The following is a 16,884-nucleotide window of genomic DNA, read 5'->3' on the forward strand; positions in this document are numbered from 1 at the left end:
ACGTCATGGCTCTCCATCCCATTCTCGCGGCATTGCGCAAGCACAAGTCCGGCGTCGTGTTGATTTCGATGCAGATCGCGCTGACCTTGGCGATCGTCTGCAATGCCATCTTCATCATCGGTCAGCGTATCGACCGGGTGAACCGGCTCACCGGGCTCGACGAGGGCAACCTGTTTCTGGTTACCCAACAGTGGGTAGGTGCTCCCAGCGGCGATGACCCTGCCGGCGTCGAAAAACTCGACAGCATGCAGAAGGAAGATCTGGTCGCGCTGCGCACTCTGCCGGATGTCGCTTCGGTCGCGTCGATCAATTCGCTGCCGTTGCTCAACTCCTCATCGAACGGTGAGATTTCGCTCAAGCCGGGAGCGACCGAGAGCAAGGGCAACACGCGGACGACCTTTTATTTTGGCGACGAACAGATGCTTTCCACGCTGGGGCTGCGTCTGATCGCCGGGCGTGCCTTCAATACGGGCGACATCCAGCACCATAGTTTTCGTGATCAGACCGAACCGTCGATCGTCATTGTCACCAAGCCCATTGCGGACAAGCTGTTTCCGCAGGGAAGTGCGGTCGGCAAGGTGATGTATCTCGATGGAGGTACCACGCCGACCACCATCATTGGCGTGGTCGAACGCCTGCAGGTACCGGGCTCCGGCAGCTGGACCAACAATTTCGCCTACAACGCCACGCTGGAGCCAACCCGGATCGACCACAACTATGCGCGCTATGTGGTACGTGCCAAGCCGGGTCGTCTGGAGGCGGCTATGCGTGCGATACCGCCGACGCTCTACAAGGTCAACCCGCTGCGCGTCCTCGACGACGACAGCGTCAAGTCGTTCGCCGATATCCGTGCCAGTGCCTACCGAGCCGATATCGGTATGGCAATCCTGATGGGTGTGGTCTGCCTGATTCTGCTCGGGGTTACCGCGGCGGGCATTGTCGGCCTGACCAGTTTCTGGGTCGGTCAGCGACATCGGCAGATCGGCGTGCGGCGCGCGCTGGGGGCTCGCAAGATCGACATCCTGCATTACTTCCAGATCGAGAACCTGATGATCGCAGGCATCGGCGCGGTGATTGGCGTACTACTCGCCCTCGGGCTCAACGCCTGGCTGATGCAGCATTTCGAGATGGATCGCATCCCGTTGGCCTATGTGCTGGTCGGTCTGGTCGCGCTGGTGATACTGGGCCAGGTTGCTGTCTTCGTTCCCGCACGGCGCGCGTCCAACGTGTCGCCGGTCGAAGCGACGCGAGCGGCGTGATGGGAGGCAGGGGCGAGGGGCGAGTTGTGAAGGGCGACGGTGGCAGCGTCGGGCTGCACATGTTGCCTGCTGTCGACGTTGTGCTGTTGCCTTCGCACCCGCCGGGCTGGTGGTCATCTCGCGGACTTGCGCTCTCGCGACTCGCCCCTCGTCTCTTACTTTTTCCCGGAGCCTGATGCATGTTCGCCTATTACCTCGAACTGGCCTTGCGCAGCCTCATGCGCAACAGGGCGCTCACCGCGCTGATGGTACTGGCGATCGCGCTCGGTATTGGTGCCAGCATGACCACGTTGACCGTGCTGCATGTGCTGTCCGGTGATCCGCTGCCGGAGCGCAGCAACACATTGTATTACCCGCAGGTCGATCCTCGTGACAGCGCCGGTCACGATTCCGACAAAGAGCCGATGGAGCAGGTGAGCTGGACTGACGGCAAGAATCTGTTGCAAGCGAAGCGTGCGAATCGTCAAGCGCTGATGACAGGCGGCACGGTGGCGGTCCAGCCGACGCAGTCCGCGCTCGACCCGTTCTACGAGGACGCGCGCTTCACCACCGCCGATTTCTTTCCGATGTTTGGTGTGCTGTTTCAGTACGGCCATGGCTGGAACGCTGCCGATGACGACAGCAGCGCACGGTTGGTGGTGATCAGCAGCGCGTTGAACGACAAGTTGTTCGGCGGCAAGGACAGTACTGGCCAGATGCTGCGGCTGGAGGGCACGGCATTGCGCATCGTCGGCGTGCTCGGCGACTGGCGACCAAACCCGCATTTCTATGACCTCAATGTGACCAACTATGCCGAGAGCGAGGGGGTTTATATGCCACTGTCCACCTCGCAGGATCTGCAGCTTGTCCATGATGGCTCCGTCGATTGCTGGGGCAACGGTGGGGCGGGTCAACGCCCGGACCACAGCGGAACTTGCGTGTGGCTGCAGTTCTGGGTGCAACTGGACAACCCGGCGCAGGCTGCGGTCTACAAAGAGTTCCTGGTGCATTACTCGCAGGAACAAAAAGCGCTAGGGCGTTTCCAGCGGCCGCCGAATGTACGCCTGCGCAATCTGATGGGCTGGCTGGACTACAACATGGTGGTGCCCGGGGACGTGCGCCTGCAGGTATGGCTGGCGTTCGGCTTTCTGCTGGTGTGTCTGGTCAATACGGTGGGGCTGATGCTGGCCAAGTTCATGCGCAGAGCGGGTGAGCTGGGTGTGCGCCGAGCGTTGGGCGCCTCGCGCCGTGCGCTGTTCGGGCAGCTGTTGGTGGAGGCTGGTGTGATTGGTCTCAGCGGCGGCATTGGCGGTTTGTTACTGGCCTTTCTCGGTCTGTGGCTTGTGCGCCAGCAACCGACCAGCTACGCGGCACTGGCGCATCTGGACCCCTGGATGCTGCTGACCACCTTCCTGCTGGCGCTAGGCGCGAGCCTGCTGGCCGGCTTGTTGCCGGCCTGGCGCGCTTGCCAGATCACTCCTGCCCTGCAACTGAAGAGCAACTGACATGGATATCCTGCCGATTCTCTCCACTTTGCGGCGGCACAAGATCACCGCATGGCTGCTCATCCTGGAAATCGCGTTGACCTGCGCGATCGTGTGCAACGCGGTGTTCCTGATCAGCCAGCGCCTGGAGCGCATGAATCTGCCCAGCGGCATCGCCGAGCATGAGCTGGTGCAGGTCCAGCTGGCCAACATCGGCAACCGCTCCGATGCCGAGGCGCGCGCCAAAACCGATCTGGCGGCATTGCGGCAGATTCCGGGTGTAACCCAGGTGGCGTTGGTCTTCCAAATGCCATTCACCGATGGTGGTTCGTCGAACAGCGGTATCAAGCTCGATCCGCAGCAGCAGGAGGACACGGTAGACGTCACCCAGTACATGGGTGAAAACCTGTTGTCTACATTGGGCACAAGACTGGTGGCAGGGCGTGATTTCCGGCCGGACGAATTCGTCGATCTCGATGCTGCCGTGACAGCCCTGCACAGCGGGAACCTCAAGGGCTTGCCGCAAGTGCTGGTGATCACCCAGATGCTGGCCGAAAGGCTATGGCCGGGGCAGAGCGCGCTGGGCAAGCAGATCTATCTGGGCCAGGGCCTTCCGTTCCGGGTGGTCGGCGTGGTCGCACACCTGGCTCGGCCGAACCGATTGTCAAAGGGCGTCGAATACAGCACGGTATGGCCGATCAGCATGAACGTGGCGCAGGGCGCCAGCTTCTTGATCCGCTGCGCGCCGCAGGAGCGCGAGCGGGTACTGAAATCCGCGCTGGCTGCGCTGAAGCAGCTGGACCCTAATCGCGTGGTGCTGCAGAAACGCACCTATGACGAGGCGCGCCACGCATTTTTCGCGAACGATCGCGCGATGACCGGCATCCTGGTGGGCGTGTGCCTCGCGCTGCTGATCGTCACCGCACTGGGTATTGTCGGCCTCGCCAGCTTCTGGGTGGCGCAGCGTCGACGCACCATCGGCGTGCGCCGAGCGCTCGGCGCCACCCGCGCCAACATCCTGCAGTACTTCCAGACCGAGAATTTTCTGCTGGCAACCATCGGCATCGTGATCGGCATGGCGCTCGCCTTCGGCATCAATCTGTTCCTGATGCAGCACTACGAATTGCCACGACTTCCCGCCATCTATTTCCCGGTTGGCGCGATCGCGTTGTGGGTGATCGGGCAGCTAGCGGTGCTTGGCCCGGCATTGCGTGCGGCGGCGGTGCCGCCGGTGGTGGCGACGCGGTCGGTGTGACTTGATGTGATTGCCTCCGCTGCTTGCAGGGGCGGAGAAGCTGACGGAGTGTACGAAATGTTCGACTACTACCTTGGCTTGGCGCTACGCAGTCTGCGGCGCAACAAAGTGCTTACGGCGCTGATGATCGTCACGCTGGGGTTGGGCATCGGTGCGTCGATCACCACATTGACGGTGCTGCGTTTGCTCTCAGGCGATCCGTTGCCACAAAAGAGTGCGCGCCTCTTCTATGCGCAAGTCGATCCGTATACCAAGGATGGCTATGAGGCAGGGAAAACCAAGCCGCAGCGCCTGATAGCCTACACCGACGCGATGAACCTGCTGCACGCACATCAGGCCGATCGACAGGTCGCGCTGGCATTGACCGACGCAAGAATTGCACCGCTGCGCAGCGGTGAGCATCCGTTCTTCAGCGATGGTGTGATGACCACGGCGGATTTCTTCACGATGTTCGATGCGCCGTTCCAGTACGGCGGCGGTTGGTCAGCGGCGGACGATGAGAGCCGTGCACAGGTCGTAGTGATCTCCGACTTCCTCAACGACAAGCTGTTTGGCGGGGCCAGCAGTGTGGGTCGGATCATTCGCGTCAATGACCACGATCTACGCATCATCGGCGTGTTGAAAAAGTGGGCGCCACAACCGCGCTTCTACGCGCAGGAGTTGGGCGGACGCAGCTATGGCGATGGTGATGCGGTGTTCCTGCCGTTGCAGACCGCGCGTGCCGCCAACATGGATCCGACGAACGACGACTGTTGGGCGGTTGCTGACATCACCAAGCTGGAAACGGCACCCTGCATATGGCTGGGCTTCTGGGTGGAGCTATCCAGCGATGCCGAGGTCGCCGCGTACACGCAATTCCTGTCGAACTATGCACAGCAGCAGATCGCACTGGGCCGCTTCTATCGCCCCGAGGTGGCGTTGTCGGATCTGATGCAGTGGCTGCGCAACGAGAAGGTGGTGCCTGACGACGTGCGCTTGCAGGCCGGTCTGGCTTTTGGCTTTTTGCTGATCTGCGTGGTGAACACGGTAGGCCTGTTGCTGGCCAAGTGTCTGCGCCGTTCGCAGGAGATCGGTGTGCGCCGCGCCTTGGGGGCCATGCGGCGTGAGATTTTCGCGCAGTTCATGGTCGAAGCCGGCATGGTCGGGTTGGCAGGCGGTTTGCTGGGCTTGGTCTTTGCGGAGTTTGGTCTCTGGTGCATCCGCCACCAGCCAGCTGAATATGCCGGACTTGCTCATCTGGACGTCCACATGTTTCTGCTCACGTTCCTGGTGGCGCTCGTTTCGAGCTTGGTCGCCGGCTTGCTGCCGGCGTGGCGAGCCAGCCAGCTTGCGCCCGGTTCGCAACTGAAGGCCGCCTGAGGTGCTTATGGAAATCCGACCGATTCTCGCCAGCCTGCGCAAACACCGGATTCCGGCCATCCTGATCGTGCTGGAGATCGCGCTGGCCTGTGCCGTGCTGTGCAACGCGGTATTCATGATCGGCCAGCGCGTGGTCGATATCCACCGCTCCAATGCCATCGACGAGCGGGGCATCGGGGTGATTACCGTGGACGGCAGCGACCCGAAGATGGCTTCCAGTGACATCCCGCGCAATCTTGGCCGGTTGCGTGGCATAGCCGGCGTACAAGCGGTGGCGGTAACCAACACGGTGCCATTGAGCAACAACAACTGGGGCTGGGCGTTTGGTGCCACGCCGGATAGCAGATTCAACGACGCCGTGAATATCTCGGCGTACTTCCTCAGTGAGGGTGGCGACAAGGCGCTTGGCCTGCAATTGCTGCAGGGACGTTTCTTCAGCTCAGACGAATACGCCGACAGCAAACGGGGTTCGATGCCACTGGTGGATACGCATGTCGTCATCATCACGCAAAGCTTGGCTGAGCGGATGTGGCCGGGGCAGCCGGCGCTGGGCAAAGTGCTCTATTCCAAACCGTTGGCCTACACGGTGGTCGGCGTGGTGGCTGATGTGCTGCGCCCGTTCGTGAACAGCCAGAAGGCCTGGTACAGCACCTTCTTTCCGCTCAGCCCCGACGGTGCGCTGAGCTACTACGTGGTGCGTAGTGCGCCGCAGGATCGCGACCGCGTGGTTCGGCAGGCCCAACAGACTTTGAGCGAGCTCAACCCGATTGCAGTCGTCAAGGGCCACAGCTACACCGATATCCGCGAACGGTATTTCGCCAACATGAGCAGCATGGCCTGGATGCTGGTGCTGGTATGCGTGGTGATGCTGGCGGTCACCGCTTTCGGCATCGTTGGCCTGACCAGTTTCTGGGTGCAGCAGCGTCGCCGGCAGATCGGCATCCGCCGTGCCGTGGGCGCCACGCGCGGCCACATCATGCAGTACTTCCAGGCCGAGAATTTTCTGCTTAGTACGGCTGGCGTGGTCATTGGTATGGGTCTGGCATTCGGCATCAATCTGTACCTGATGCAGCACTACGAGATGGAGCGCATGCCCTGGTATTACCTACCAGGTGGCGCGATTGCGTTGTGGCTGATCGGTCAGTTCGCTGTGTTCGGGCCGGCGCGTCGCGCAGCAGCAGTGCCGCCCGTGGTGGCGACGAGGTCAGCATGATGATGAAGTCTTTTGTGAGCCGGCGTCTGTTGGTCTTCCTGATCGTCTGCTTCAGTGTGACGTGGAGTGCGTGGGGCCTCCTGGGCTGGCTGGCGCGTACGCAGCAGCTCGTCTATGGCGAATGGCCATTCATGCTGCTCTATGTGCTCGGCGGTCTCGGGCCGATGATCGGAGCATATGTAGCTGTGCTGTCGACTTCGTCGCAGGCTCCGCTCAGGGAATTTCATCAACGATTGTTTCGTTGGCGGGTTGCCGGCTGGTGGTATGCCGTGGCCATTGGCCTGCCAGTAGTTCTGGCTATCGCCTCGACGATGATTGCCGTGCTGTTCCGTCCGGATCTGTCGAGCGCACTTTCGATCCGGCCCTGGTACATGTTCGTGCCGCTGCTCGCCGTCATGATCGTGGGCGGCGGCCTGGAGGAGCCCGGCTGGCGGGGTATTGCCCAACCGGAGATCGCGCGTACCACCGGGTCTGCAAAGGCGGCTCTATTGGTTGGCCTGGTCTGGGCTCTCTGGCACGTTCCGCTCTTTTTCCTCCCCGGTGTGAGTCAGTACGGCAGCAACTTCCCGGTTTTTGCACTGGGTGTGGTCGGCATGGCCCTGATGCTGGGTTGGCTGTACAGCCGTACCGCAAGCATCCTGCTCTGCGTTGTCTTCCATGCTGCCGCAAACGCGATCACCGCGCTTGGGGTCGCTATCCCACATGAGGCTGGTTGCCTGGTTCTACTGAGCCCATGCCTTCACGTCTTGGCGGGATTCGTTCTGCTGCTGGCGGCTCGGGCTCGATCCGATGAGCGCGTTGCTGCGGAGTTTGTATGAGCTTCGTATCCGGTGTGAGGGCAAGGCGTTTTCAGATGTTTTACTTTTCAGGGGGCGAATGAGCATGTTTGGTTATTACCTCAACCTTGCCCTGCGAAGTCTCATGCGCAACAAGATGCTGACCGCGCTGATGGTAATCGCGATTGCTGTCGGTATCGGTGCGAGCATGACCACGCTGACGGTAATGCACCTGCTGTCCGGTGATCCGCTGCCTGGGCGCAGCCAGCACATCTTCTATCCGCAGGTGGATCCGTCGCCGTTGCCCGATCCGGAGAACACCCACAAACCGTGGGACATGATGGATTACCGTTCGGCGACGGATCTGTGGAGTGCTCATCGCGCCGATCGCCAGGCGCTCATCGGCCGCAGTGCGTTGCGCTTGACCGCGCCCGATATGAACCAGCCGCCATTGATGGCGCAAGTGCTCTCGACCACTTCGGATTTCTTCCCGATGTTCGCGGTGCCTTTCCAGTACGGCGGTAGCTGGCAGCCTCAGGACGATCAGCAGCGCACGCGCGTGGCCGTGATTTCCTCTGATCTCAACATCAAGCTATTCGGCGGCGCCAATAGTGTCGGCCGCACGTTACGACTCAAGGACAGCGATGTGCGCATTATCGGCGTTCTCGCGCCATGGCGGCCATCGCCGCAGTTCTACGACTTGGTCGGTGGCCGTTTCTCGAACGGCCAGACGGCAGACTTCTACAGTAAGCCGCAGGAAGTCTTCATGCCGTTTTCGAGTTCGTTAGATATCAACACCGACGGCTTCATGGCCTTCACCTGCTGGCGTGCGCCGGATCCGGGTACGTCGATGACGACATCGCCTTGCGTCAGCGTTGCGTTGTGGGTGGAGCTCGGCAACGCCGCCAAAGTCGCTGACTACAAGGCCTTCATCACCGACTACGCCACGCAGCAGAAAGCGCTCGGTCGCCTGACGCATGCCGACAACACGAGGATGCCCAGCCTGATGCAGTGGCTCGACTTCAACCAGGTCGTGCCCAGCGACGTGCGCCTGCAGACCTGGCTGGCATTCGCGTTCCTGCTGATCTGTTTGTTCAACACGGTCGGCCTGCTGCTGGCGAAATTCCTGCGCCGTTCTGGCGAGATCGGTGTACGCCGTGCGCTCGGTGCGACGCGTGGTGCCGTGCTGACGCAGTGCCTGGTTGAAGCCGGTCTGATCGGGTTGATCGGTGGTTTCGGCGGATGGCTTCTGACACTGCTCGGACTTGCGTTGATCCGCCAGCAGCCGGTGGCGTACGCCGATCTGCTGCACCTGGATAGCACGATGTTCCTGGCGACGTTCGTCATGGCCATCGTCGCCAGCCTGCTCGCAGGTGCGGTGCCCGCTTGGCGTGCCAGCCGTGTTGCGCTTGGTCTGCAACTGAAGACTTTGTGATGCGCTTTCCATGCGCGTGAAAGCGGCCATCCGTGGCCGCACTCCTCAAAAAGAGCGTTTTCTTACAGGTACTTTCGACATGCAGATCCAGCCGGTTCTTGCCGCCCTGCGTCGCCATCGCCTCGCCACCATCCTGATCGCCATGGAGATCGCACTGGCGTGCGCGGTGTTGTGCAACGCATGCTTTCTGATTGCCAGCCGTATCCAGATGACACATGTCGACAGCGGCGTGGACGAGAGTTTCCTGGCTACGATCAAGCTGACCGGTTACGACGAGGCCAAGGCCAGCGATCTCAATGCCCGCGTGACGTCCGGTCTGCGCGAGATTCCGGGCATGCAGTCGGTCAGCGTGATCAATGAGGTGCCGTTCGGCGAGACCGCCGGTAACGCTGGCATCACGCTGGACAGCGCCGGTCAGAAGTTCGCTGGCGTGGTCGATTTCTACGTGGCCGGCCCGGGAAATTTCGAGGCGCTGGGCCTGCAGCTCATCTCCGGACGCGCACCGCGGGCAGATGATTTTCAACCGATGAAAGCGTTTCTTCCTTCGAGCGCAAACGTGATCGTGAGCCGCTCACTGGCCGAACACCTGTGGCCTGACACCGATCCGTTGGGCAAGGAATTCTGGTGCGGGGACTTCCACTTTCGCGTGACAGGCGTGGTGGCGCATCTGGCGCGTCCGAGTGCCGGTGAGGGTGGTCCCGGCACCATCGAGTGGTCGGTATTCACGCCGGCACAACCGGGCGCGAATCTCTCGGGCGTCTACCTGCTGCGCGCCGATCCGGCACAGCTCCCGCGCGTCTTGCGGGACGCGCGCGCCGCGATCGCCAAGTTGGCGCCGGATGCGGTAGTCGAACAACAGGCCAGCCAGACGATCGGCGATCTGCGGCAAGTCTATTTCCGTCAGGACCGCATCATGGCGGGAATGCTGCTGGGCGTGATCGTGGCTCTGCTGCTGGTCACCGCGCTCGGTATCGTCGGTCTCGCCAGTTTCTGGGTGCAGCAACGGCGCCGGCAGATCGGCATCCGCCGCGCGATCGGTGCGACGCGTGGCGACATCCTGCGCTACTTCCAGACCGAGAACTTCCTGATCGTTACGTCGGGTATCGCACTCGGCATGTTGCTGGCGTACGCGTTGAACCTGTTGCTGATGACGCAGTACGAATTGCCACGACTACCGCTGTACTACCTGCCCGCCGGAGCCCTGATCTTGTGGGGACTCGGCCAGCTTGCCGTGCTGGGTCCGGCGTTGCGCGCTGCCGCCGTGCCGCCGGTGGTGGCGACGTGGTCGGGATGAAGCCGCGCACGCCACGCCATTTCAATCAGTAGGAAACAATGACTCAAGTACTCAAGGGGGCACGATGTTCGGCTATTACTTCGATCTGGCACGGCGTAGCCTGATACGCAGCCCGATTCTCACCGCGATGATGGTGCTGGCTATCGGGCTTGGCATCGGCGCGAGCATGACGATGCTCACGGTGCTGCATGTGATGTCGGGTGACCCGATACCGGAGCACAGCGGGCAGCTGTATTACCCGCATCTCGATGCACGTCCGCTCAGTTCGAAGGACGACAAGAATGCGCCTGACCCCAGCGCGAATCTGAGCTGGATCGATGCAAGCAATCTCTTGCGAGCTCATCAAGGAGATCGACAGGCGGCGATGGCGGGTGGAAGCGTTCTCGTGCGTCCGGCACAAACCAGTCTGCGGCCGTTTTTCGAGACGGGTCATTACATCACCGCGGATTTCTTTCCGATGTTCGACGTGCCGTTCCGCACGGGCGGCGGCTGGACGCAGGTGCAGGACGAGCAACATGAGCGGGTCGTGGTGCTCAATGGCGACCTTGCTCGCAAGCTGTTCGGCGACACGTCCGCTACCGGCAAGATCGTTCGGCTGCAGGACACCGACTTCCGGGTCATCGGCGTGCTGAATGACTGGTATCCGCAACCCGCCTTTTATGGCGATACGAGCGGCCATGCCTTTGGCAAGACCGATGAATTTTTCCTGCCGTTGACGACGGCGATGGATCTGAAATTCGACAGTAACGGCAATATGTCGTGCTGGGGATCGGGCGGAGATCAGCGCACCAGCGGAGAATGCACTTGGCTGCAATTCTGGGTCAGCCTGGATGGCCCAACCAAGGTGCATGCGTACCAGCAGTTTCTCGAGGATTACTGGCGCCAGCAACAAGCTCATGGTCGCTTCGCACGGCCGGTTGATGCAAAGCTCTATGGTCTGCTGGCATGGCTCGACCACATGCAGCTGGTACCTGGAGATGTGCGTCTGCAGCTGTGGTTGGCACTGGGCTTTCTTGCGGTGTGCATGGTCAACATTGTCGGCCTTCTGCTGGCCAAGTTTTTGCGCCGTAGTGGTGAGGTGAGCGTGAGGAGGGCGCTGGGTGCACGCCGGCGCGACATCTTCCTGCAGTTCGGCGTCGAGTCGGCCGTGATCGGTGTCGCCGGTGGCCTGCTCGGACTTGGCATCGCACAACTGGGGCTTTGGAGCGTGCGCCATCGTCCGGATGACTATGCGCATCTCGCGCAAATGGATGTTTCGATGTTGTTGGGCACCCTGGTACTGGCCATTGTCGCCAGCGTCTTGGCAGGTCTGCTGCCGGCCTGGCGTGCCTGCCGCATTACGCCCGCCCTGCAACTCAAGACCCAATAAGGTGATGTCATGCAACTGAGGCCGATCCTTTCCAGCCTGACGCGTCACAAGCTCACGGCGTTCCTTCTGATACTGCAAGTGACCTTCACGTGCGCGATTGTCTGCAACGTGATGTTCATGATTGCTACCCGCACCAGCCAGATGCGTCTGCCCAGTGGTATCGCGGAAAACGAGCTGGCCATGATCGACTCGGTGGATATTGATGCGACCGAGAATCCGTTGGTCAGACACGAGCAGGATCTGGTCGCTCTGCGTGGCATCGCTGGTGTGAAATCGGCTGTGGTGGTAGATGCCTTGCCGCTCAACCGCGACAACTGGACCAACGGTATTACCACCGTTCCCGATGCCGATACACATGTGGGGGCGAGCGCATACAACGGCACACCCGGTGAACTGCAGACGCTTGGCCTGCACCTGATAGAGGGGCGTGATTTCCAGGCCGATGAATACATCGCCGAAGATGTGCCGCATGGTTACAAGGGTATCGACACGGTACCCGTCACCATCGTGACCAGGGCATTGGCCGAGCAATTGTTTCCGGGGCAGTCCGCACTGGGCAAGGATATTTACGCGAGCGGGACTCACCCCACCCGCGTCGTTGGGGTAGTCGATCACATGCTGCGTCCAGCGTTGCGCGATCCGGCTACCAATGAATACGCCATGCTTTTCCCAATGAAGCCCGATGACAGCGAGGTCACCTACGTGATGCGTACTGCACCGCACGACCGTGAGCGTGTGCTGAAAGAAGCTTCCGCCGTGCTGGTCCGGCTTAATGGCAATCGCATCCTCAAATCGCCACAAACATTTACTCAGGTGCGTGACAGCTATTTTCATCGCGACCAGACCATGGTCGGGTTGTTACTGGTGGCGGGTCTTGGCCTGCTTTTCGTGACAGCCCTTGGCATTGCTGGCCTGGCCAATTTCTGGGTGCAGCAACGACGTCGACAGATTGGCGTTCGCCGCGCGTTGGGCGCCACGCGCAGCGACATTCTGCGTTACTTCCAGACCGAGAACTTTTTGATCGTCAGTGGCGGAATCGTGCTGGGCATGGCGCTGGCGTTTGCGCTGAATCTTACACTGATGAAGTTCTACGAGCTGCCACGTCTGCCGCTTTACTACCTGCCTATCGGCGCGTTGGCGCTGTGGCTGCTGGGGCAGCTAGCCGTACTGGGCCCGGCGTTGCGAGCTGCCGCGGTGCCGCCGGTGGTGGCGACTCGGTCGGTCTGAAGAACCATGCACTCTGGCACGGGAGGATCGGCGCGTCGGGGGGCACAATCGGGGTTCACATTCTGGGAGAGGTGCTTGATGAAAACGCTACCGTTGTTGATTGCGATGAGCCTGCTGGGCTCGATGACTCTTGCGGCATCCGTGCAGGCGGCTCCTGCGACGCAGGCGTCGTCGATGAGTGTGGCAAGTCGTGTGGCGGCGCTCAATGCGTTGCTGGCGGAGCAGTGGCAGCATCAGTTGGAGAGCAGCCCGGAGTTCGCCACCACGCTCGGCGATCTTCGCTACAACAGTTTGTGGAGCAATGCATCGCTGGCGCATGTGGCGAGCGAACGCACGATTACCGAGAATTTCCTCAAGCGTTTCGAGGCAATCGATACGACTGGTTTCTCCGACAGCGACGCGCTCAACCAGCAGCTGATGGTGCGCCAGCTCAAGGACGGCCTGCGCAGTACCGATCTCAAGCTGTATGAAATGCCGCTGGATCAGATGAGCGGCGCGCATATTGCGCTGGCCGGTTTCGTCAGCTCGATCCCGTTCGACAACACGAAGGAATATGACGATTACCTCGCCCGCCTGAAGGCCGTGCCGAAGTTGTTCGATCAGGTGACGGAGGTCGCGAAGCAGGGCTTGCGCGACAAGATGATGCCGCCGAAGTACGTGCTGGAAAAAGTCGTGGTGCAGATCGACAACATTGAGAAATCGGCCGGTATGGAGAGCGTGTTCGCCGAGCCACTGAAGCATTTTCCGGCGTCGGTATCGGCGGCTGATCAGAAGCGCCTGCACGACGCCATTCTCGCAGCCATCGATGACAATGTGCGCCCGGCGTACAAGAAGCTCGGCGAGTTTGTGGCGAAGGATTACGCGCCGCACGGACGCGCCGAACCAGGTATCTGGAATTTGCCGAACGGCGACGCCATTTACCGTTTCGACGTCGAGCAGATGACCACTACCAAGGAGACGCCGGAGCAGATTCACGCGCTAGGTCTGGCCGAGGTCAAGCGCATCGAAGGGTTAATGACGGGCATCGCCAAGTCGCAGGGCTTTGCTGATCTGGCCAGCTTTCGCGCCTCGCTGAAAGCCAATCCGAAGACACATGCGACGTCGCGTGAGGACATCCTCAATCGCTATCGTGGCTATCTGGCGCAGATGCAGCCGCAGTTGCCCAAGTTCTTCGGTCTGTTGCCGAAAACCAAGGTCGTGGTGGTGCCGGTTGAAGCCTTCCGCGAGAAAGAGGCTGCTGCTGCCGAATATCATCAGGGCACGCCGGACGGTTCACGGCCCGGGCAGATTTTTGTCAATACCGGCGACTTCGCCAATCGCAGCGTGCTGACGATCGAGTCGACCGCCTACCACGAAGGCATTCCGGGTCATCATCTGCAGATATCGATTGCGCAGACGCTGCCAGCGCTGCCGCCGTTCCGTCAGCAGGGCGGTTACACCGCCTATATCGAGGGCTGGGCGCTGTATTCCGAGCAACTGGGCAAGGACATTGGTTTCTATCAGGATCCGCTGTCCGATTACGGCCGTCTCTCCGACGAGTTGCTGCGTGCCGATCGACTGGTACTCGACACCGGCGTGCACGACAAGCACTGGACGCGCCAGCAGATGGTCGATTTCTTCCATGCCCATTCCAGCGAGGACGAACCCGACGTACAGGCCGAGACCGATCGCTACATCACCTGGCCGGGCCAGGCGCTGGCCTACAAGACCGGTGAGTTGAAGATTCTCGAGCTGCGTGAGCGGGCGAAAAAGGAACTGGGCAGCCAGTTCGACATCCGCGCGTTCCACGACGAAATCCTCAATGGCGGCGCGCTGCCGCTGGACGTGTTGGAGACGCGGGTCAATGCGTGGATTGCGGCGGTGAAGTCAGGCAAGGCGCCGGCACATCCGGCGGCGGCTGCGAGCTGATCCAGGTGCGCTGCCCGGGCATGGTTCGGGCAGCGCTTTTGATCACGTCATACGGGGAGTTGTGATGCGACGACTGATACTTGGCGGAACGCTGGTGTTGGCCAGCATGCTGACTCAGTCGGCAATGGCTGACTGGAAATATCAGTTCAACTCGGACGACAGCCTGAGTTGGCGCATCGCTGGTCACGCGTTGAAGCTGCACTCGGATAACACCACAGGCATCACGGTTACCAAGATCGGTGCCGATCCGGTCTGGGGCTTGCAGAAGGGCGATGTCATCGTTGCCGTTGACGATTATCCGGTGAAGCACGTGAGCCAGCTGATGGATCGATTGCGTGCGGGTAGCCCCTCCAGCGTCAAGTTGCATGTGCGTCGCGGTGCCGAATCATCCGTGTTGACAGTGACGGCGGCTGAGTACGGGCAAGTGGTCTCGCCTACTGCGCCCGTACCGCTTAAGCCATCGGCCCCATCCGCTCCGTCTGTACCGGCCACATCGCCTGTGATGGAGAGCGGTTGGTATACCTATGAGCACGATACCGATGACAGCCTCAGCTGGCGCATCCCCGATCATGTATTGAAGCTGCAGTCGGATAACACGACCGGGATTACGGTTACCAAGATCAGCCCCGATGCTTTGTGGGGTTTGCGGCAGGGCGATGTCATCACCGCGGTCGACAATCATCCGGTGAAGCACGTGAACGAGTTGATGGCACAATTGCGTGCGAGCAGGCCCGTCGCGGTGAAGCTGAATGTGCGTCGTGGCAATGCAATGCCGGTGATTACCGTGGCCGCTGCCGACTATTCACGTATCGTATCGCCCGGACAACCGGCCTCACCCAGTAAATGACCTCGTGCATACATTTCGTTGCCATCGATACCCCACTAGTCCGATAGTCATGCAAACCTTTGGGCTCGGAGCGGCATCTATGTCCGCATGTGCAGAAAAAAAATGACGCGTAGCGTACTCATCATTGACGACAACCCGGCTGTTGGCGAGGCGCTTTCGCTGGCACTGTCGTTGAACGATATTCGACCACTCACCGCGTTGACGCCTGATGAAGGCCTGGCGATGCTGCAGCACGAGTCGATCGACGTGGTGATTCAGGACATGAATTTCACAGCCGACACCACGTCGGGCGAGGAGGGCGTGGCACTGTTTCGGGCTATTCGCCAGCAGCATCCGGATCTGCCGGTGATTCTGCTGACGGCCTGGACGCATCTGGAAACTGCCGTCGAGCTGGTTAAGGCTGGCGCGGCGGATTATCTGGCCAAGCCGTGGGACGACAGCAAACTGATCGCCACGGTGGAAAATCTGCTGGAGCTGTCGGAGTCCACCCGCGAGGTGGCACGTACCCGGCGCGAGCGCAGACGTCGGCGTGAGGCACTGCAGGGCAAATACGAGCTGGACAACCTGGTATTCGCCTCCGAGGCGATGGCGCGCACGCTGGAACTGGCCTGTCAGGTCGCCAAGGCTGACGTACCCGTGCTGATCACAGGCCCCAATGGCACCGGCAAGGAGCGGATTGCTGCGATCGTGCACGCCAATTCGGCCGTACGGCGCGGCGCGTTTGTCGCGGTGAACTGCGGCGCATTGCCGGGTGAGCTGATCGAGGCCGAACTGTTCGGTGCCGATGCGGGTGCCTATACCGGTGCCAACAAGGCACGCGAGGGCCGCTTCGAGCTGGCCGATGGCGGCACGCTGTTCCTCGACGAGATCGGCAACTTGCCGCTACCCGGCCAGATGAAGCTGTTGCGCGTGCTGGAAACCGGCCAGTTCGAGCGGCTTGGTTCCGGTCGTACGCGACAGGTGAAGGTGCGCGTGCTGAGTGCGACCAATGCCGATCTCAAGGCAATGATCCGCGCCGGCACTTTTCGCGAGGATCTTTACTACCGGCTCAACGTGATCGAGGTCAACCTGCCGCCGCTGACCGAGCGCAGCGACGACATTCTGCCGCTGGCGGAATTCTTTCTGGGTGGCCGTGCCGAGATCGGGGATGCGGCGCGCGATGCGATGCTCAATTATCCATGGCCCGGTAACGTACGCGAATTGAAGAATGCGATCGAACGCGCGGCGCTGCTCGCTGGCGGCGTTCCGATCACACCCGAGTTGCTGAATCTCGCGCCGCATGTTTCTACTGCCACGCGCAATCTCGACGAACCGAGCCGCGAAACGGTGGAAGCCGCGCTGCACAAGGCCGATGGTGTCGTCAGCCGCGCGGCGCAGAACCTCGGACTATCGCGGCAGGCGTTGTATCGGCGAATGGAGCGCTATGGTCTGGCGGCACCGGCCTGATGGTATTGGCATGGCCAAATGAAACGCCAGGGA

13 protein-coding genes are annotated in these 16,884 nt (G+C 61.1%); all 13 read left to right on the forward strand.

All coding sequences use genetic code 11. The annotated features are described in order from the left end of the window. The first annotated feature begins 5 nt into the window (after positions 1-5). The 13 genes from HDE80_RS01875 to HDE80_RS01935 all read left to right on the forward strand — a co-directional run bounded on the left by HDE80_RS01875 (position 6) and on the right by HDE80_RS01935 (position 16,851). Positions 6-1,259 (forward strand): FtsX-like permease family protein, encoded by a 1,254-nt coding sequence (locus HDE80_RS01875; RefSeq protein WP_184667317.1) that lies wholly within the window; start codon positions 6-8, stop codon positions 1,257-1,259. 179 nt (positions 1,260-1,438) lie between these two features. Beyond that, positions 1,439-2,743, forward strand: coding sequence for an FtsX-like permease family protein (locus HDE80_RS01880; protein WP_184602047.1), 1,305 nt, complete (start codon positions 1,439-1,441; stop codon positions 2,741-2,743). Position 2,744: 1 nt separating this feature from the next. Next, positions 2,745-3,977 (forward strand): FtsX-like permease family protein, encoded by a 1,233-nt coding sequence (locus tag HDE80_RS01885; RefSeq protein ID WP_184667319.1) that lies wholly within the window; start codon positions 2,745-2,747, stop codon positions 3,975-3,977. Between the two features lie 57 nt (positions 3,978-4,034). Beyond that, entirely contained in the window at positions 4,035-5,336 is a 1,302-nt protein-coding gene (locus HDE80_RS01890; protein ID WP_184667321.1) for an ABC transporter permease, read from the forward strand. A gap of 7 nt (positions 5,337-5,343) precedes the next feature. Continuing rightward, positions 5,344-6,549 carry an FtsX-like permease family protein gene (locus HDE80_RS01895; protein ID WP_184667323.1) on the forward strand — a complete coding sequence of 402 codons (1,206 nt, stop codon included), beginning with the start codon at positions 5,344-5,346 and terminating at the stop codon, positions 6,547-6,549. Positions 6,550-6,578: 29 nt separating this feature from the next. Further along, positions 6,579-7,367, forward strand: coding sequence for a type II CAAX endopeptidase family protein (locus HDE80_RS01900; protein WP_184667325.1), 789 nt, complete (start codon positions 6,579-6,581; stop codon positions 7,365-7,367). Positions 7,368-7,431: 64 nt separating this feature from the next. Next, positions 7,432-8,760: an ABC transporter permease gene (locus HDE80_RS01905; RefSeq protein ID WP_184667775.1), complete on the forward strand. Its 1,329-nt coding sequence runs from the start codon at positions 7,432-7,434 to the stop codon at positions 8,758-8,760. A gap of 79 nt (positions 8,761-8,839) precedes the next feature. Further along, positions 8,840-10,054: an FtsX-like permease family protein gene (locus tag HDE80_RS01910; protein WP_184667777.1), complete on the forward strand. Its 1,215-nt coding sequence runs from the start codon at positions 8,840-8,842 to the stop codon at positions 10,052-10,054. Between the two features lie 64 nt (positions 10,055-10,118). After that, positions 10,119-11,423, forward strand: coding sequence for an ABC transporter permease (locus HDE80_RS01915; protein ID WP_184667327.1), 1,305 nt, complete (start codon positions 10,119-10,121; stop codon positions 11,421-11,423). Positions 11,424-11,432: 9 nt separating this feature from the next. Further along, complete coding sequence (locus HDE80_RS01920; RefSeq protein WP_184667329.1) at positions 11,433-12,650, forward strand: FtsX-like permease family protein; 1,218 nt, start codon at positions 11,433-11,435, stop codon at positions 12,648-12,650. 78 nt (positions 12,651-12,728) lie between these two features. Continuing rightward, positions 12,729-14,558 (forward strand): DUF885 family protein, encoded by a 1,830-nt coding sequence (locus HDE80_RS01925; protein ID WP_184667331.1) that lies wholly within the window; start codon positions 12,729-12,731, stop codon positions 14,556-14,558. Between the two features lie 64 nt (positions 14,559-14,622). Next, a complete protein-coding gene (locus HDE80_RS01930) occupies positions 14,623-15,405 on the forward strand; it encodes a PDZ domain-containing protein (protein ID WP_184667333.1) in 783 nt (260 codons plus the stop codon). A gap of 102 nt (positions 15,406-15,507) precedes the next feature. Next, on the forward strand, positions 15,508-16,851 hold the full coding sequence (locus HDE80_RS01935; protein WP_184667335.1) for a sigma-54 dependent transcriptional regulator: 1,344 nt from the start codon (positions 15,508-15,510) through the stop codon (positions 16,849-16,851). Positions 16,852-16,884 lie beyond the last annotated feature (33 nt).

Origin of the sequence: Rhodanobacter sp. A1T4 (genome assembly GCF_014207185.1) — a bacterium.
GTDB lineage: Bacteria > Pseudomonadota > Gammaproteobacteria > Xanthomonadales > Rhodanobacteraceae > Rhodanobacter.